The organism is Streptomyces sp. NPDC058291 (assembly GCF_042880855.1).
GTDB lineage: Bacteria > Actinomycetota > Actinomycetes > Streptomycetales > Streptomycetaceae > Streptomyces.
This window is the reverse complement of sequence record NZ_JBHVYK010000103.1, coordinates 1-17,766: the sequence shown is the minus strand read 5'-3', so window position 1 is coordinate 17,766 and position 17,766 is coordinate 1. Positions and strand designations below refer to the sequence as shown.

At 73.9% G+C, this 17,766-nt stretch carries 13 protein-coding genes; 7 read left to right on the top strand and 6 right to left on the bottom strand.

The annotated features are described in order from the left end of the window. The first annotated feature begins 249 nt into the window (after positions 1 to 249). On the top strand, positions 250 to 825 hold the full coding sequence (locus ACFVYK_RS33405; RefSeq protein ID WP_389780474.1) for a cysteine hydrolase family protein: 576 nt from the start codon (positions 250 to 252) through the stop codon (positions 823 to 825). Between the two features lie 105 nt (positions 826 to 930). Here the strand turns inward: ACFVYK_RS33405 and ACFVYK_RS33400 are convergent, their stop codons facing one another. Continuing rightward, positions 931 to 4,017, bottom strand: a complete 3,087-nt coding sequence (locus ACFVYK_RS33400; protein ID WP_389780473.1) for a glycoside hydrolase family 2 TIM barrel-domain containing protein — start codon at positions 4,015 to 4,017, stop codon at positions 931 to 933. A gap of 289 nt (positions 4,018 to 4,306) precedes the next feature. Here ACFVYK_RS33400 and ACFVYK_RS33395 point away from each other — a divergent pair, with 289 nt between their 5' ends. Continuing rightward, the gene (locus tag ACFVYK_RS33395) at positions 4,307 to 6,679 is read left to right on the top strand and encodes a SpoIIE family protein phosphatase (RefSeq protein WP_389780471.1); all 2,373 of its coding nucleotides are present in this window, start codon (positions 4,307 to 4,309) and stop codon (positions 6,677 to 6,679) included. A gap of 79 nt (positions 6,680 to 6,758) precedes the next feature. Next, the gene (locus tag ACFVYK_RS33390) at positions 6,759 to 8,057 is read left to right on the top strand and encodes an SLC13 family permease (protein WP_389780483.1); all 1,299 of its coding nucleotides are present in this window, start codon (positions 6,759 to 6,761) and stop codon (positions 8,055 to 8,057) included. A 48-nt stretch (positions 8,058 to 8,105) separates the two neighbouring features. On the opposite strand, the gene ACFVYK_RS33385 is transcribed toward ACFVYK_RS33390, so the two are convergent. The 4 genes from ACFVYK_RS33385 to ACFVYK_RS33370 form a co-directional block, all read right to left on the bottom strand. After that, positions 8,106 to 10,202: a ricin-type beta-trefoil lectin domain protein gene (locus ACFVYK_RS33385; protein ID WP_389780470.1), complete on the bottom strand. Its 2,097-nt coding sequence runs from the start codon at positions 10,200 to 10,202 to the stop codon at positions 8,106 to 8,108. A gap of 608 nt (positions 10,203 to 10,810) precedes the next feature. Further along, positions 10,811 to 11,329 carry a flavoprotein gene (locus ACFVYK_RS33380; RefSeq protein WP_389780468.1) on the bottom strand — a complete coding sequence of 173 codons (519 nt, stop codon included), beginning with the start codon at positions 11,327 to 11,329 and terminating at the stop codon, positions 10,811 to 10,813. A 353-nt stretch (positions 11,330 to 11,682) separates the two neighbouring features. Next, positions 11,683 to 11,883 carry a ferredoxin gene (locus ACFVYK_RS33375; protein WP_389780466.1) on the bottom strand — a complete coding sequence of 67 codons (201 nt, stop codon included), beginning with the start codon at positions 11,881 to 11,883 and terminating at the stop codon, positions 11,683 to 11,685. Positions 11,884 to 11,894: 11 nt separating this feature from the next. Beyond that, entirely contained in the window at positions 11,895 to 13,244 is a 1,350-nt protein-coding gene (locus ACFVYK_RS33370; RefSeq protein ID WP_389780464.1) for a cytochrome P450, read from the bottom strand. A gap of 437 nt (positions 13,245 to 13,681) precedes the next feature. On the opposite strand from ACFVYK_RS33370, the gene ACFVYK_RS33365 reads away from it, so the two are divergent. Together ACFVYK_RS33365 and ACFVYK_RS33360 are read left to right on the top strand one after the other, a co-directional pair. After that, positions 13,682 to 14,305 carry a LysE family transporter gene (locus tag ACFVYK_RS33365; protein WP_389780462.1) on the top strand — a complete coding sequence of 208 codons (624 nt, stop codon included), beginning with the start codon at positions 13,682 to 13,684 and terminating at the stop codon, positions 14,303 to 14,305. A gap of 153 nt (positions 14,306 to 14,458) precedes the next feature. Then, positions 14,459 to 14,911, top strand: a complete 453-nt coding sequence (locus ACFVYK_RS33360) for a nitroreductase family deazaflavin-dependent oxidoreductase (RefSeq protein ID WP_389780482.1) — start codon at positions 14,459 to 14,461, stop codon at positions 14,909 to 14,911. A gap of 315 nt (positions 14,912 to 15,226) precedes the next feature. Here ACFVYK_RS33360 and ACFVYK_RS33355 read toward each other — a convergent pair whose 3' ends face one another. Continuing rightward, the gene (locus ACFVYK_RS33355) at positions 15,227 to 16,357 is read right to left on the bottom strand and encodes a cation diffusion facilitator family transporter (protein WP_389780460.1); all 1,131 of its coding nucleotides are present in this window, start codon (positions 16,355 to 16,357) and stop codon (positions 15,227 to 15,229) included. Between ACFVYK_RS33355 and ACFVYK_RS33350 the strand changes: the two genes are divergently transcribed. Further along, a complete protein-coding gene (locus ACFVYK_RS33350; protein ID WP_389780458.1) occupies positions 16,356 to 17,375 on the top strand; it encodes a glutathione S-transferase family protein in 1,020 nt (339 codons plus the stop codon). The genes ACFVYK_RS33355 and ACFVYK_RS33350 overlap by 2 nt on opposite strands. A gap of 34 nt (positions 17,376 to 17,409) precedes the next feature. Further along, complete coding sequence (locus tag ACFVYK_RS33345) at positions 17,410 to 17,706, top strand: DUF4235 domain-containing protein (protein ID WP_389780456.1); 297 nt, start codon at positions 17,410 to 17,412, stop codon at positions 17,704 to 17,706. Positions 17,707 to 17,766: the final 60 nt, after the last annotated feature.

The window sequence follows — 17,766 nt, the reverse complement described above, 5'->3', positions numbered from 1 at the left end:
GGGCGGGCGCACGGTGGGGCGGGCGCACGGTGGGGCGGGCGCACGGTGGGGCGGGCGCACGGTGGGGCGGGGGTGTCGCGAGCACCGGGGTCGTCGGGCCCGGACCAGGTGCCGGGAGCAGGCGAGACCCGAGCCGGCCGGGGCCCGGCCCGGCTGGGGCGGCGTTGTCAGTGGCGGGTCCTAGGGTGGATTGTGCGAGCACTCGTGCGCACCGGGGCGCCCCGCGCATCCGCCGAACAGGAGGTCGTCATGACCACGTTGCCCGACCGGTCCCGCACCGCGCTGCTCGTCGTGGACGTCCAGAACGGCGTGGTGGCCGGAGCCCCCCGTCGGGACGAAGTGATCGCCAACATCGGCGTCCTGGTCGGCGCGGCCCGCGCCGAGGAAGTGCCGGTCGTCTGGGTGCAGCACTCGGACGCCGGTCTGACGCCCGGCAGCGACGGCTGGCGCTACGTCGACGAGCTGCTCCGCCTGGACCACGAACCGCTGGTGCACAAGAGGTACGCGGACTCCTTCGAGGACACGGAACTGGAATCGGTGCTCGCCGAGCACGGGGTGGGCCGGGTCGTCGTCGCGGGGGCGCAGACGGACATGTGCATCCGCGCGACCCTGCACGGTGCCTTCGTACGCGGGTACGACGTGACGCTGGTCGGCGACGCGCACACCACGGAGGACCTCACCGCGTACGGCGCTCCTGCTCCGGAGCAGGTGATAGCCCACACCAACCTGTACTGGTCGTGGCAGAGCGCGCCCGGCCGCAGCGCGGGCACCGTGGACACGGCGGAGGTGACGTTCGAGCCGGCCGGGAAGACCCGGACGGGCTGAGCCGCCCGGGCCCCGTTGCGGTTCGGCCCGCCCGCGCCCGGGCGCCACGCCATCGTCCTCATCCCTCACGCCCTCACGCCGTCACGCCCTCACGCCCTCACGCCGTCACGCCTCCAGTCGGGTGATGCGGATCGCGCCCTGGGCCGTGCCGGGTGCGCTGCTGGTGAGGGTCAGCCGTAGTCCGGTGCCGCGTACGGGAGCGAAGGTGAGGACCGTCGGCGCGTCCGAGGCGGTGGCCCAGTCGACGGCCGCCCCGGTGACGGGTGCATACCGCTCACCGTCCCAGACCTCGGCGTCGACCGAGGCGGGCAGGCTGTGCGTGGCGTCGACGGTGAACGAGAGCTCCACCCGGTCGAAGGTCCGGGCGCGGCCGTAGTCCACCGAGACCCAGTCCTTGCGCCGGGCGCCGTCGAAGGCCGGCAGCAGGGCCGTGGCCGCCTTGGTGAAGGCGTTGGACCAGCCGGTGGCCGGGTCGCCGTCCAGCATGGCCGCGGGCAGGGTGTCCGCGCGGCCGGAGTACCCGGCGTCGGCGTGGGGGCGGGGCACGGCCGCCGGCGCCTCGGGGGCGAAGATCGCGGCCGGGGTGGTCGCCGTGGAGCGGGCGGGCGTCGTGCGCACGGTGACGGCCCCGCTGCGCAGGCCGTCCACGCGCGCGGTCACCTTCAGGGCGCCGGCCCGGACGCCGGAGCGCACGATGGCGAGAGCCTTGCCGTGGAAGGCGGTGCGGGTGGCGGCCTGGTAGCGCTCGGCGCTCTCCTGCCGGCCGTTGTCGCAACCGGCGAGGGAGCCGCCGGTCACCCCGAAGGAGATGAGGTGCTCGGCGTCGGGCACGACCGTCCCCCGCGCGTCGGCCACCTCGGCGGTGACGAAGACGAGCGAGCGGCCGTCCGCCGGAAGGGACGTGCGGTCCGCTGTGAGGCGTACGGACTGCGGGGCGCCGGCCGTGCGCAGCGTGTCGGTGGCGACCGTCCGGCCGTTCCTGCGCGCCACCGCCCTCAGCTCGCCCGGGGCGTAGGGCACGTGCCAGGTCAGGTGCAGTTTGCCCGCGCTGCCGTTGGGGCTGGTGTAACTGCCCGGGTAGGGGCCGGTGGTGAACGTCTTGTCGTCGCCGGTGGCCTCGGTCGTCTCCCGGTAGAGGCGGCCGTCGACCGTCCTCTTCCTGTCGAACGCGCGCACCCCGAGGGATCTTCCGTCGAGGTACAGCTCCACGGTGTCGGCGTTGGAGTAAGCCCACACCTCGACCGTGTCGCCGGCCTCGTGGTTCCAGGTCATCGGCACCAGATGGACCATGGGCTCGTCGTTCCACTGGCTGCGGAAGAGGTGGTACATGTCCTTCGGGAACCCGGCCGTGTCGACCGCGCCGAAGAAGGACGCCTTCACCGGGAACACGTTGTAGGGGGTGGGCTCGCCGATGTAGTCGATGCCCGACCACAGGAACTGCCCGGCGAACCACTTCCGGTCGCGGTCCTTCTTGAGCCCGTACTCGCCGCTCATCGTCCAGGAGGCGAGGTTGTTGTCGTAGGAGGAGACGGCCCGTCGCCCCGGTGTGTGGTTCTCGCCGGTGTTGAGGTGCTCGGGCTCCTGGTAGGCGCCGCGGGTCGAGGTCTCCGAGGACGACTCGGACTCGAAGAGGAACAGGTGCGGGTAGGCGGCGTGCAGGGCGTCCACGGACTTGGCGGTGTTGTAGTTCAGGCCGAGGCCGTCCAGCTTGGCGAGCATCAGGTCGGCGGCGGAGCCCTTGGCGGGCGGGGTGCGGTACTTGTCCGAGCCGATGACCAGCGGGCGGGTGTCGTCCGCCGCCCGGATGGCGGCGATGATGCGGTCCGCCATGGCCAGACCGGCGGCGGAGGTGGAGTCGGGGATCTCGTTGCCGATGGACCACAGCAGGACGGCGGGCGAGTTGCGGGCCGCGAGCACCATCTCGGTCGCGTCCCTCTCGCACCACTCGTCGAAGAACCGCCCGTAGTCGTAGCGGGTCTTGCCGGTCCTCCAGCAGTCGAAGGCCTCCACGAGCATCACGACGCCCAGTTCCTCGCAGACCTGGATCATCTCCGGCGAGGGCGGGTTGTGGGAGGTGCGGAAGGCGTTGACGCCCATGGACTTCATGATCGTCATCTGTCGGCGCACGGCGTCGAGGCTGGTCGCTGCGCCGAGCGCGCCGAGGTCGTGGTGGAGGTCGACGCCCTTGATCTTGGCGGGTCTGCCGTTGAGGTGGAAGCCCTCGTCCGGGTCGAAGCGGAAGGTGCGGATGCCGAAGGGGGTGCGGTAGGTGTCGGTGACCCGGCCGGCGACGCGCAGTTCGGTGAGCAGGGTGTAGCGGCGCGGGGTGTCGACGTCCCACCGCTCGGGGCGGCGCACGGTGAGCTCGTGGGTCGCCGTGGCCAGGTCGGCGACGGCGACCGTGGAGGACGTACGGGCGGCGGTGCGGCCGCGCGGGTCGAGGATCCGGGAGACGACCTCGACGTCCGCCGCGGCGCCGGCGGCGTTGGCGACGGTGGTGGCGACCCGGATGACGGCGCGTCCGTCGGTGACCTCCGGGGTGGTGACGCGGGTTCCCCAGCGGGCCACGTGCACGGGCTCGGTGACGACCAGCCGGGCCTCGCGGTAGATGCCGCTGCCGGAGTACCAGCGGCTGCTGGGGAGCCGGTTCTGCACCTTGACGGCGAGGACGTTCCCGGTGCGGCCGTCGGTGTGCAGCAGATCGGTGAGGTCGTAGGCGAAGCCGGTGTAGCCGTAGGGGTGGCGGCCGACCTCGACGCCGTTGCAGTAGACGGTGGAGTCCATGTAGACGCCGTCGAACTCGACCGAGACCCGCCGGCCGGCGCAGTCGGGCGGCAGGGTGAAGGCGAGGCGGTACCAGCCCAGGCCGCCGGGGAAGAAGCCGGTGCCGCTGGTCGTGCCGTGCTGTGTGGTGGGGGTCTGCTCGATGCTCCAGTCGTGCGGGACCGCCACCTCGCGCCAGGCCGAGTCGTCGTAACCGGGGGCGGCGGCGTCCGCGTACCGCCCGGTCGGATCGGTGATCCCGTCCAGGTTCGCCGACGCGAAGCGCCAGCCGTCGCGCAGCGCGACGGTCCGGCGGCCGCGGGCGCTCGCGAGCGCCTCGGCGGCCCGTGCCGCCGGGGCGCCGAGGAGCGGTCCGGCGGCCGGTGCGGCCGCGGAGGCGGCAAGGACCGATCTGCGAGTGACCGTCATGGTCGGCTCTCCCTCATCAGGAACCAGAAGTACTCACAACTGATCGATTACAAACAGAATCTGACGACGTCATGCATGCACCCGTCAAGGCCTCGGAAGCACCGCCGACCGCGGGGAACCGCACCCGGTCCATCTCCGCGAGATCGTCCGGTTTTGGCTCTTGACCCTGCCGGGAACCCGCTCTCCGGCCGTCCCCCGGGGGTTCTCGTCCACGCCTGAGCGGAACGCACTAGGCTGGAACGGAAGTGACGTGCCCGTTCACTGTGAGTGTCCGCGATGGAGTGGCGAGATGAGCCCGGAGTACCCGTTCGACGAGGCTGCGACGGCCCGGGCTGTCGTCGACGACGCCGGAACGCTCGTCGGGTGGAACGCGGGGGCCCGCGCCCTCTTGGGCTGGGAGACGTCCGAGGTCGTGGGCCGGCCCGCGGCGCACCTGGTGGCCGGAACGGCACCCGCGCTCACCGGACCGCGCTGGGCCGGAACGGTCACTTTGCGCCACCGCGACGGCCGGCCGGTGCCGGTATGGCTGCTCGCCCACCGCGCCGAGTCCCCGCACCACGGCCCGGGACAGTGGCTCATCGTGACGCCGGTGGCCGGACCCGACGGCGCCGCCCCCGTGGACGACCCGCTGGCCTCGGCGGCGCTCGTCCAGTCGCCCTGCGCCGTGGCGGTCTACGACGAACGCCTGCGGCTGCGCCGGATCAACGAGGCGATGGGCGAGGTGATCGGCCTGCCCGAGGACCGCATCCGGGGACTGCGGCTCTCCGAGATCGGCGGCCGGCCGCAGAGCACGGAACTCGAAGGGCACATGCTGCGGGTGCTCACCAGCGGTCAGCCGCAGGACGTGCAGATGTACACCCGCACCGGCGGCGAGGAACGGGCCCACGCCTGGCTGGCCCGGATGGCGCCGGTCACCGACGCGACGGGCCGGGTGCTGGGCGTGTGCCTGGCCGCCCACGACTTCACCGACAACTACCTGGCCCGCGAACGGCTCCAGCTGGTCAACGAGGCCAGCGTGCGCGTCGGCACCACCCTCGACGTCACCCGGACCGCGCAGGAGCTGGCCGAGGTGTGCGTGCCCGCGCTCGCCGACTTCGTCAGCGTCGACCTGCTCGACCCGCACGACGGCGGGGAGCTCCCGACCCGGTTCACCCCGCCGCTCGCCCTGCGCCGCACCGCGCACGCCTCGGTCCACGCCGGCACCCCGGAGGCCGTGGCCAAGCCCGGGGAGGCGCAGAGTTACCCGGCGGGCTCGCCACAGGTCGACTCGCTCGTCGCGGGGCACGCCATCGTCGGCACCGTGCCCAGCGGCGAGCTGGACGCCTGGCTGACCTGGGACCCGGTGCGCGGGGCGCGGGTGCGCGAGCTCGGCATCCACTCGACGATGTCGGTGCCCGTCCGGGCCCGGGGCGTGACGCTCGGCGTCGCCGTGCTCACCCGGTTCCGCCGCCCCGACCCGTTCACCCCGGACGACGTGCTGCTCGCCGAGGAGATCACGGCACGGGCCGCCGTCTGCATCGACAACGCCCGCCGGTTCTCCCGCGAGCGCGAGACGGCCCTCGCCCTGCAGCGCAGCCTGCTCCCGCGCACCCTGCCGCGGACCGCCGCGGTCGACGCCGCGTCGCGCTACCTGCCGGCCGCCCGCGCCGGAGTCGGCGGGGACTGGTTCGACGTCATCCCGCTGTCGGGGATGCGGGTGGCGATGGTCGTCGGCGACGTCGTCGGACACGGCATCCAGGCCTCGGCCACCATGGGCCGGCTGCGCACCGCCGTCCGCACCCTCGCCGACATCGACCTGGCCCCCGACGAGCTGCTGACCCACCTCGACGACCTGGTCGTGCGGCTGTCCGAGGAGGCCGGGAGCGAGGGCAGCCCCGGCGAGGTCGGCGCGACCTGTCTGTACGCGGTCTACGACCCCGTGTCCCGGCGCTGCACCCTCGCGCGGGCCGGCCACCCCGCGCCCGTCGTGCTGCGGCCGAACGGCACCGTCCGGCGGGTCGAGCTGCCCGCCGGTCCCCCGCTGGGCGTGGGCGGCCTGCCGTTCGAGTCGGCCGTGCTGGAGGTCGCCGAGGGCAGCGTGCTCGCCCTGTACACCGACGGCCTGACCAAGTCCCGCGACCGCGAGGAGCAGTCCGGTCACCGGCTGCTGATCGAGGCGCTGGCCACGCACGCGGACTCCCTGGACGAGACCTGCGACCGGATCCTGCACGCCCTGCTGCCGCCCGGCGGCACCCCCGACGACGTGGCCCTGCTGCTGGCGCGCACCCGGGGGCTGCCCGCCGCCCAGGTCGCGACCTGGGACATCCCGGCCGATCCCGCACTGGTCGCGCCGATCCGCAGACAGGTCGTGGAGCAGCTGTCGCGCTGGAAACTGAGCGAGGCGTCGTTCACCACCGAGCTGGTGGTGAGCGAGCTGGTCACCAACGCCATCCGCTACGGCTCCCGACCGATCCGCCTGCGCCTGATCCACGACGGCGCGACACTGATCTGCGAGGTGTCCGACAACAGTCACACCGCCCCGCACCTGCGCCGGGCGAAGACCTTCGACGAGGGCGGCCGCGGCCTGCTCCTGGTCGCCCAGCTCACCCAGCGCTGGGGCAGCCGGCACACCCCCGAGGGCAAGACGATCTGGGCGGAACTGAGCCTGCTCGACGAGAACTGAGCGGGCTGCCGCGGCCCCGGCGACTTGGCGGACGTTTTACCCGGGCGTGTTTTCATGGACCGGCACCCGAACCCGTTCGATGGGCGGGCCCCGGCCCAGGCCCCGCCTCCGGAGTACTCCTCTGAACACCCCGCTCGCCGAAACCCTGTCCGTCTGTCTGCTCGCCGCCTCCCTGGTGTGGGCCGTACTGCGCCCCGCCGGCAGGTCGGAGGCGTTGATCGCCGTCCCCGCCGCGGCCGCCGCGATCGCCCTCGGGGCGGTGTCGCCGCAGCACGCGCTGGCCGAGGCCGAACGGCTCGGACCGGTCGTCGGCTTCCTCGCGGCGGTGCTGGTGCTGGCGCACCTGTGCGACGTCGAGGGACTGTTCACCGCGTGCGGGGCGTGGATGGCCCGCCGGGCCGCCGGCCGCCCCCGGCGGCTGCTCGTCGCCGTGTTCGTGCTGGCCTCCGTGGTGACGGCCGTGCTGAGCCTGGACGCGACCGTGGTGCTGCTCACCCCGGTGGTGTTCGCCACCGCCGCCCGGATGGGCGTCCGGTCCCGGCCGCACGTCCACGCGTGCGCGCACCTGTCGAACACGGCCTCGCTGCTCCTGCCGGTCTCCAACCTCACCAACCTGCTGGCGTTCGAGACGAGCGGGCTGAGCTTCACCCGGTTCGCCGCGCTGATGGCGCTGCCCTGGGTCGTCGCGGTCGGCGCCGAGTACCTGGTCTTCCGTCGGTTCTTCGCCGCCGACCTGCCCGCCGTGGAGGGCGGCGCCGACGACGGCCCCGCGCCCGAACTGCCCCTGTTCGCGCTGGTCACCGTCGCCTGCACGCTCGCCGGGTTCGTCGTGGCCTCCGCCGTCGGGATCGAGCCGGCGTGGGCGGCGCTCGCGGGCGCCCTGGTCATGTCCGGGCGGGCGCTGGCCCGGCGGCGGGTGACGCCGGTCGCCGTGGTGCGGTCCGCGGCGCCGGGATTCCTGGCGTTCGTGCTGGCGCTCGGCGTCGTCGTGCGCGCGGTGGTCGACAACGGGCTCGCCGACGCCCTGCGGAACGTCCTGCCCGACGGCTCGGGCCTGCTCGCGCTGCTGGGCGTGGCGGCGCTCGCCGCCGTCCTGGCGAACCTGATCAACAACCTGCCGGCGGTGCTGGTGCTGGTGCCGCTCGCCGCCCCGGCCGGGACCGGGGCGGTGCTCGCCGTGCTGCTCGGGGTGAACATCGGCCCCAACCTGACCTACGCGGGATCCCTGGCGACGCTGCTGTGGCGGCGCGTGGTCCAGGAACGCGACGAACACGTCGGGGTCGGCGAGTTCACCCGTCTGGGACTGCTCACGGTGCCGGCCGCCCTGATCCCGGCCGTCGCCGCGCTGTGGGCCTCGCTCCAGGTGATCGGCGTCTGACCGCTGCGCCGGCCGACGGTTCCGCCGACCGTCAGCTTCCGCCGACCGTCAGTTCGGCCGACCGCCGGAGCCGTACTGCCCGTATCCCCCATAGCCGTAACCGTTGCCATAGCCGTTGCCGTAACCGCCATAGCCGCCGTAACCCGAGCCGCCATAGCCGCCGGGCGGGCCGGGCTGTCCGCCCCCGGGGCAGGGGTAAGGGTAGGACGACGGGCAGGACCCGTTGTCCGAGCCGGACGGCGAGCCCGTCGTCGGCGTGGGCGCCGGGGCGGCGGTCGGGCCGGCGGACGGCGTGCCGGCCGGTGCGGGCACGGGCGACTTCGCCCTCCGGGGCGTGGGGTCCTGCGTCGGGGTCCCCGAGGCGGTGCTGTCGGCGCCCCAGTTGACGAACTGCATCTGCGGGTCGGGCTTCGAGGTGTCGATCACCCAGCGCTGCGCGGCGCTGTCCACCCGGTTCTTCAGCACGAGAGCGCCCGATCCGTCCGTGGCGGCCGGCGCCAGCGCGAGGTTCTGGCCCGAGCGCGGGACGAGCGTTCCCTGCAGAGTGAAGTCGTACCGGACGTTCCGCGGATCCGGCTGGCCGGCGCCGGCGCACGGGGCGAGCCGGACCGAGTAGCCGAGGCGCGAGTCCAGACACAGACCGGCGTCGGCCGCGCTGCGCAGCAGCCCGTCCGGCTCGTACGACCACTGCTGGCCGGCCGCCGCCGAGCACGTGGCCAGTCGGGTCTCCGCGCCGTCGGCGGGCCTGTCGCCCACGACCGCGATGCACAGCCCGGAGGCGGCGTTGCGCAGGCGCCCGCGCATGGCGCCCCGGGCGTCGTCGTCGGCGCCGGCCCACGACGGGCCGGAGGCGGCCGTGTCCGGCCCCGTCGCCGGGGCCTTCGCCGCCTCGCTCTCCGCGCCCGGGCCGGTGTCGTCCCCGGAGCCGAGGGCGGCCCACACGACGAGCGGCAGGACGACGATCCCGCTCACCGTCAGCACGGCGGCGGTCAGGTTGCGGCGGCGGGCGCGACGGGCCGCCTTCTGGGCCGAACGGCTCGTTCCCGGGCGGGGATCGGCGCCGGCGGCGGACCGGTCGACCGGTCCGCCGACCCGCGCCTTGATGCGGGCCAGCGCGCCCGGCCGCGGTGCGGCTCGCCGGCTCGCGCCCGGCGCCGCTGCGGCGGCGGATGCGGATGCGGACGCGGATGTGGCGCCGAACGCGGACGCGGCGGGCGTCCCGTCGGTGAAGGCCTCGCCCGCGTAGCCCCGGGGCGGCTCGGCGGCCGTGTCGGCGAACCGGCCGTCGCCGGCCATCCGGACCTCGACGTAGGCCGCGGCCGCCCAGCCGAGGATTCCCTCGGCCAGGGCTGCGCCGAGCAGTCCCTCGAACTGCCGGAGCTGGTCGGCGGTGTGGGCGCAGTGCCGGCACTGTTCCAGGTGGCGGCGCAGGTCGGGGTCGAGGTCGGCGCCGCCGCGGCGGCAGGTGACGTCCAGCAGCCGGTGGTAGCGGTGGCACTCGTCGTCGGTGGCGAGTTCGCGGTGCACCTGGAGGCACTCCTCGCGCAGCCGCTCGCGGGCCCGGCGCAGTTCGACGCGGGCGCCGTCCTCCTCCAGGCCCAGCAGGCCGCCCGGCACCGCCAGGGGCTCGGCCTCCACCTCGACGTGCCAGAGCATGCAGCGGGCCGACTCGGGCAGGCGCTGGAACGCCCGGGACAGCATGCGCCGGTGCACGGGCGGCAGCATGAGGGCGGCCGCGCGGTCGCCCGCCATGCCGTCGTCGTCCTCGCCTTCGGCCTCGGAGCGCAGCGCGGGGTGCAGCAGGTCACGGCGGCCGTCGGCGTCCCACTCGGCGGCGACCCGGCGCACGGTGACCAGCAGATGCGGGCGCCAGGCGGCCGTCGGTCCGTTCTGCCGCAGGGTCTCGCCGAACAGCCGGGTGAAGGCGGCCGTGGTGAGCATGCCGGCCGCGCGTTCGCCGTCGGTGCACAGCCGGGCGTAGGCGAAGGCCGCCTCCCAGTGCCGGTCCAGCAGCTCGCCGACGGGATGCAGCGCGGGCGACGCCCCCGTCCACTTCTTCAGCTGTGCGCTCAGTTGTTCGTCCGTCGCGTCGAAGCGGCGCGCCGAAGGGGAATTCGACAGGCCTGCGTCATTCACGGTCTGCATTTCCTTCCGGGGGCATGCGGCATAAAGTCCATACCATCGGGTATGCGATCCCGCCGGGGAAGCGGGATCGGCTCGCACAGGGTTCGGCGCCTCTGACATCCGCGAGGGGGCGGCTCTGGTGAAGGGTGGGGGGTCGGACGGGAGGCGCCTCGCGCGCACGGTGCAGAAAACGTTGTCCGTGCGCCGACAAGGCACACCTTCGCACAGCCGGACCTGGAGGAACAAGAGATCTCACGGTTTCCCGCAGGGCGCACCGGCCGAGAAATCTTGACGAATCGTCAATCCCCGATCCTGCCCTGAGGTCGTCGCTGGATCGGCGTCCCTTTTGGCACCCCTTTCGGCGGTGTTATCGAGGCGAGGAATCACCGGGCGCCGCCGGGCGCATTCCGTGCCGAACACCGTCCGGAGGCGCTTTTGCGCCCTTCCCGGCGATCGGCCGCCGAGCCGGGAACGGAACCGCGCTGTCGGAAGACGGTCCTTGCGCCCCGTACGGGTGGACACGCAGGCGTCGTTCGCGCGGGAGCAGGTACGGCCGCCGCCGATGTCCCGCGCCCCGGAGCCCAGGCCGGCCGGCCGGTTCCGGGTGAGCCCGCCCCTGCCGCGCCGGCTCAGTCGAGCAGGTTTAGCGCCCGCTCCCACCCGAACTCCTCGCCGGCGGCCCGGTCGTGGGCGGCCCCGAACCGCACGCCCATCGCGCGCAGCCGTATCAGGCTGTCCTGGTAGGCGGGATGGCGGGCGAGGGTCTCGTTGACGCACGGCAGGACGCCGACGGGGACACCGAGTCCGACGACCTCGCACAGGGTGCCCAGCGCGAGCGTGTCCGCCACTCCGGCCGCCCACTTGTTGACGGTGTTGAAGGTGGCCGGGGCGACCACGACCGCGTCGGGGTCCGGGAACGGCCGGGGGTCTCCGGGTCGCCGCCAGGAGGACCGGATGGGGAGCCCGGTCTGCGCCTCCACGGCGGCGACGTCGAAGAAGCCGTTCATGGCGAGCGGCGTCGCGATGACGCCGACCCGCCACCCCCGCTGCTGCGCGGCCGTGATCAGCCTGCCGACGTCCGCGGCGACGCCGGCGGCGCAGACGACGAGGTAGAGGAACGGCGGCTGTTCTTCGTCCTGTTCGGTCACCCGCGCACCCTACAAGCGGGACGGGCGCCCCGGGGCCGCTGTGCGGGGCGGGGCCGCGGACACGGCGGCCCCGCCCTCTCGTCGGCCCGCCGTGGACGCTCGCCTTCTGCGGGTCGCCGGTCCGCGGGCGTCGGACACCGGAGGTTCATCACCGGAGGTTCGTCACCGCGGCCGGACGTCGCCGTCGGGCGCAGGCGCGACGGCGGCGGCCGGGTCCGACGGCCACGCCCGCCCCGACGGCCACGCCCGGCGTGACGGCGAGGCGGCGTGACGGCGAGGCGGCGAGGCGGCGAGGCGGCGAGGCGGCGAGGTGGCGAGGCGGCCGCTCGGCCGGGACCCGCCCCCGGTGGGCGTCAGTCCGGCGGCCCGGACACCGTGATCGCGCCGACCGGGCAGGCCCGCACGGCCTCGCGGAGCATCGGGTCGCCGCCACCGTCCTCGCGGCCGGGAAGCACGGCGCTGAAGCCGTCGTCGTCCTGGGTGAAGACGCCCGGCGCGGCCAGGGCGCACTGACCGGCCCCGATGCAGACGTCCGTGTCGATGTGGATGTCCATGGGAGGGCCTCTCACCAGGTCACGGGGAGTTCCAGCATCCCCTGGATCGTGTCGCCGGGCTTGAAGCGGGCCTCGTCCGCCGCAACGGCCAGGCGCAGGCCGGGCAGCCGTGCGAGGAGGGCGCCCAGGGCGATCTCCAGCTCGGCGCGGGCCAGGTTCTGCCCCAGGCACTGGTGGACGCCGAAGCCGAAGGCGACGTGGTGGCGGGCGGAACGGCTCCAGTCGAGGGTGTCCGGCGCGGGGAAGGCGCTCTCGTCGCGGTTGATGACAGAGGTCGCGAAGACGACGCCCTCGCCGGCCCGGATCGTCGTCCCGGCCACGTCGATGTCCTCGGTGGCCTGCCGCAGCAGCCCGTCCGCGATGGACAGCATCCGCATCAGCTCCTCGACGGCCGCCGGCAACAGCGACGGATCGGCGCGCAGTTCGGCCAGCCTCTCGGGGTGCCGAAGCAGGGTGAAGACGCCGAGGGAGATCATGTTGGCGGTCGTCTCGTGTCCGGCGACCAGCAGGATCGTGGCCAGCGCGATGGCCTCCTGGCGGTCGACCGTCCCTTCCCGAAGCTCCTTGTCGACCAGGGCGTCCAGAACGCCGCCGCCGGACGGCGCCTCCAGCTTGCGGTCGATCAGCGCGCCGAGGTACTCGTCGAGCCGGTCCCGCGCCTCGCGCACCTCCTGCTGCACCCGGCTGCGCAGCAGACGCCGCGACTGCTCCTCGAAGAACTCGTGGTCGGCATACGGGACGCCCAGCAGTTCGCAGATCACGGTGGACGGCACGGGCAGCGCGAAGACGTTGACGAGGTCCGCGGGCGGCCCCTGGGCGAGCATCGCGTCGATCCGTTCGTCGACGACGCGCTGGATGGCCGGGCGCATGGCGGTGGCGCGCTTGAGGGTGAAGTGCGCCAGCACCAGCCGGCGCTGGGCGTGGTGCTCGGGGTCGTCGACGTTGAGCAGGGCGGCCCGACGGTCCGGCAGCGCCCGAAGCCGGGGCGAGGTCGCCGGGTAGCCGGGGCGGGTGCGGTCGGTCGACAGCCGGGGGTCGGCGAGCAGGGCGCGGGCCGCCTCGTGGCCGGTGACGAGCCAGGCGGTGGCGCCGTCGTAGAGGGTGACGCGGGCGAGCGGACGGGAGGCGCGCAGGGGGTCGTAGGCGGCCGGCGGCCGGTAGGGGCAGGTACGGTCCTGGGGGAAGGCGACGGCGACCGGCCCCTGCGGCGCCGCCTCCGCCGGGCGCGCCGCGCTGTCGCCGCCGGCTGGGACCGGGGGGTCGGTGACCTGGGCGTTGGTGGTGATCCGGGGGTCCGTTGCCTGGGTGGAGGTTGCCTGGGTGGAGGTTGCGTGGGTGTCCGTTGCCTGGGCGTCCGTCATGGTGACCTCGCAGACGAGGGGTGCGTCCTGCCGATCTTCATTAGATGCCCCGGGCACCTATAAGGCGACGCGGAGTTCGGCCAGATCGACGAACGGGGCGATACGGCCGGAACCGTTCGCTGCCCCGCCCCCGCCCCGGACCGCGTCGAGCGCGTCGCCCGACGTGCTGGCCGGCGTCCTCGTCGGTGCGGACGTCGACGTCCTCGTCGGTGCGGACGTCGACGTCCTCGTCGGCTTCCGGCCGGCGTCCCGGTCGGCGTCCGGTCGGCGACCCGGTCGGCGGGTGGGGAAAAGCGGTTGCCGTCCGACCGTCGCCACCCGCACGATCCAGCCATGTCCGCATACGAAACCTCTCCGCTGCCGTCGTCCGCCGCCGCTTCCCCGGCCCCGGTCCAGCAGCAGCCCGGCGCCCCCTGGAGGCCCGACACCGCCCGCTCGTGACGGCCGCGCTCGTCGCCGGCCTGGTCGCGGGATACGGCATCGCCCTGCCCGTCGGCGCGGTCGCGACCTACCTCGTCTCCCTCACCGCACGCACCTGCCTGCGCACCGGCGTGTGCGCGGCGCTGGGCGTCGCCACCGCCGACGGCGTCTACGCCCTGGTCGCCACAGTCGGGGGCGCCGCCGTCGCCGCGGTGGTGCGGCCGGTGCTGACGCCCCTGCGCTGGGCCTCGGCGCTGGTGCTGCTCGCGCTGGCGGTCCGGGGCGCGGCGACGGCGCTGCGCCAGTACCGGGCGCACCGGCTCAGCACCCGGTCCGCGCCCCCACCGCCGGGCCCCGCGCGGGCCTACCTGAGTCTCCTCGGCATCACCCTCCTCAACCCGACGACCGTGGTCTACTTCGCCGCGCTGGTCCTGGGCGACGGGGCCGGCGACGCCGTACGCCCCTTCGAGCAGGGCGCCTTCGTGCTGGCGGCCTTCGTCGCGTCGGCGAGCTGGCAGGTGACGCTCGCCGGAGGCGGCGCGCTGCTCGGCCGGGCCCTGACCGGCCACCGCGGCCGACTGGCGACGGCGCTCGTGTCGAGCACGGTGATGACGGCGCTGGCCGTGCGGGTGATGACGTAGGCCCGCCGCGGTACGGATGAAACAGACGGGTACCGGTGTTGAAGCACGACGCGAGACGGACGACGGCGACGCGGACCACGCGACGACGGCACGACGGACGACGTGACGACGCAGGACATGACGACGCACGACATGACGAAGGGGACGGATGCCATGCCTCTCGAAGGCGAGTACGAACCCAGCCCGGAGAAGTGGGTGCGCGACCAGGTGGAGCAGTACGAGCGCTCCGGCGGCACCGAGGCGACGACGCTGCTGGACACGGGGATGCCCGTCATCCTGCTGACCACCCGGGGCGCTAGGAGCGGGAAGCTGCGCAAGACCCCGCTGATGCGCGTCGAGCACGACGGCCGGTACGCCGTGGTGGCCTCCAAGGGCGGCGCGCCCCAGCACCCGGTCTGGTACCACAACGTCAAGGCCCACCCTCAGGTCGAGCTCCAGGACGGGCCGCGCAAGCAGGACATGACGGCCCGTGAGATCACCGGCGCGGAGAAGGCCGAGTGGTGGGAGCGCGCCGTCGCCGCCTATCCCCCGTACGCGGAGTACCAGGAGAAGACCGACCGGGAGATCCCGGTGTTCGTCCTGGAACCGGACGGCGGCGGCAGCTGACCGCAGCACCGACGCGCCGCCCGGACACGGGCGCACAGAGGCCCTCCGCCGCCGCGGAGGGCCTCTGTGCGGTACGCGACGATCGCGTGGACCTCTGGAGACGTCGAAACCTCTGAGGACCTCTGAGGACCTCTGAGGCCTCCTCAAGCCGGTGTGAGGGCCGCCGCCGCGGCCCCCGGGGTTCGGTGCCGGCCTCGCCGTCTCTCGGATCTCCGCGGTCCTTCGGGTGCCTCCGGTCCCGGCGGGATCTTCCGGGTCCCGTGAAGGATTCCGCCGGAGGCGGGCATGAAGACGTTCCCGCCGGGCAGCCGGATGTCAGGCCCCGCCGCGCTCCCCCGTCGCGGCGGGGCTTTTCGCCGCCTCGCGCGCGGGACGGTCGGTCACGTCGAGGAAGATCTGGTCGGCCTCGGGGACCACGCCGGCGATCGAGCGCTTGATGCGGACGGCGACCTCCTCGACGCGCTCGCTGTCCAGGCCCGGTATGAGGTCGATGCGGGCCGCCACCAGGGCCGAGTCCAGGCCCATCTTCATGGTGAACAGCGCCTCCACGCTGTCGATCTCGGGCTGGGCGTCGAGCAGCGCCCGGATGCGGGATCCGGTCTCGGGGTCGGCGGCCTCGCCGATGAGCTGGTCGCGGGCATCGCGCCCGAGCCGGTAGGCGACGAAGACGAGCAGCGCGCCGATGGCCAGCGAGGCGGACGCCTCCCACACCACCTGTCCGGTCACCATGTGCAGGGCCATCCCGATCGCGGCCAGGGTGACGCCGAGCACCGCCGTGCCGTCCTCGGCGACGACCGTGCGCAGGGCCGGGTCGCGCAGTCCCGCGACGGCGCCGCCCTGCCCGCGGACCTGGTGCAGCGCCCGCAGCAGCGAGGCGCCCTCGGCCACGAAGGAGACGCCGAGCACGATGAGGCCGGCCACATAGCCGCTCGTCGCCTCGTCGGCGCCGGACCGCAGAGCCTCGACGCCCTGGAAGACGGAGAAGCAGCCGCCCATGACGAAGATCCCGACGGCGGCGAGCAGCGACCAGAAGAACCGTTCCTTGCCGTAGCCGAAGGGATGCCGCCGGTCGGCGGGCCGGCGGCTGCGGCGCAGCGCGGCGAGGAGGAAGACCTCGTTCAGGCTGTCGGCGACGGAGTGCGCGGCCTCCGACAGCAGCGCGGGCGAGCCCGCGAGCAGCCCGCCCACCGCCTTCGCCGCCGCGATGATCAGGTTGGCGGCCAGGGCCACCAGAACCGTGACCCGTGTCTTCTTGTCGGCATTCCGTTCGGCACCGAGATCGCCTTTCTCGGAGATCGTCTCTTCGCCTGTGCGTCCGGCGTTCCCTGTGGAAGATGTCCCGCTCACGTTGGCCGACTGCCCCGGCGGGTTGGGCTCACACCGTGCCGTCGGCGGAAATCGGGGAACGCGTGGAGCAGGGAACGCATCATCACCAGGAGGAACCATGGGCGACGGGGGCGACGGGAACGCCGCGTACGGGCACACGACGTTCGAGCGGAGCGCGAGCCGGTTCGCGGACCGCGTCACCGCGGACGGGCGTGACGGCTGGCCCGTCGAGGCGGGCCGGTACCGTCTCGTGGTCAGCCGTGCCTGCCCCTGGGCGAGCCGGGCGGTGATCTCGCGGCGGCTCCTCGGTCTGGAGGACGCCCTGTCGATGGCGATCGCCGACCCGATCCAGGACGATCGCAGCTGGCGCTTCACCCTCGATCCGGACGGCCGTGACCCGGTGCTCGGCATCCGCTACCTGCGCGAGGCCTACGAACGACGGGAGAGCGATCCGCCGGGCGGGGTCAGCGTGCCGGCCGTGGTGGACGTGCCCAGCGGCGAGCTGGTGACCAACGACTACCAGCAGCTCACGCTCGACCTCGCCACCGAGTGGTCGGCCCTGCACCGCCCGGGCGCCCCCGACCTCTATCCCGAACGGCTGCGCGACCAGATCGACACGGTCATGGCCGGGGTGTACGAGGACGTCAACAACGGGGTGTACCGAGCGGGTTTCGCCAGTGAGCAGAAGGAGTACGAGGAGGCGTGTACGGGCGTCTTCCGGCGCCTGGACCTGCTGGCCTCCCGGCTGGCCGGGCAGCGGTACCTGGTCGGCGACACGATCACGGAGGCGGACATCCGGCTGTTCACCACACTGGTGCGTTTCGACGCCGTCTATCACGGTCACTTCAAGTGCAACCGCTGGAAGTTGACCGAGAACCAGGTGCTGTGGGCGTACGCCCGCGATCTGTTCCAGACGCCCGGCTTCGGTGACACCGTCGACTTCGACCACATCAAGCGGCACTACTACCAGGTGCACACCGGTATCAACCCGACCCGGATCGTCCCTCTCGGGCCGGACCTCGCCGGCTGGCGCTCGCCGCATCACCGGGAGGAGCTCGGCGGCCGTCCGTTCGGCGACGGGACGCCTCCCGGGCCGGTGCGCGCCGAGGAACAGGTTCCGGCACAGGGACGACCCTGAAACCCCCGTGCCCCTCACACAAGGAGAGACCGACGTGTCCAAGAAGAGGAAACTGCCCCTCGTCTACCAGCCCGTGGGCTTCGCGCTCGGCTGGGCTAGCGGCGCCCTCGCGGGCCTCGCGTTCCGCAAGGCGTGGAAGGCGATCCGGCATGAGGACGACGCTCCCGACGCCCTGGACCGGGACCGCGGCTGGGGCGAGGTCCTGCTGGCGGCGGCCGTCCAGGGCGCGATCTTCGCGGCGGCCCGCAGCGCCGCCGACCGGACCGGCGCCAAGGCGATCGAACGGTCCACCGGCGTCTGGCCCGCCAAGGACAAGACCGGCCGGGACTGAAGTCCCTGCGGCGTCCGCCCGCACCCCCGGCAGCCGGCCCGGGGCCGCCCGGCCGAGAGG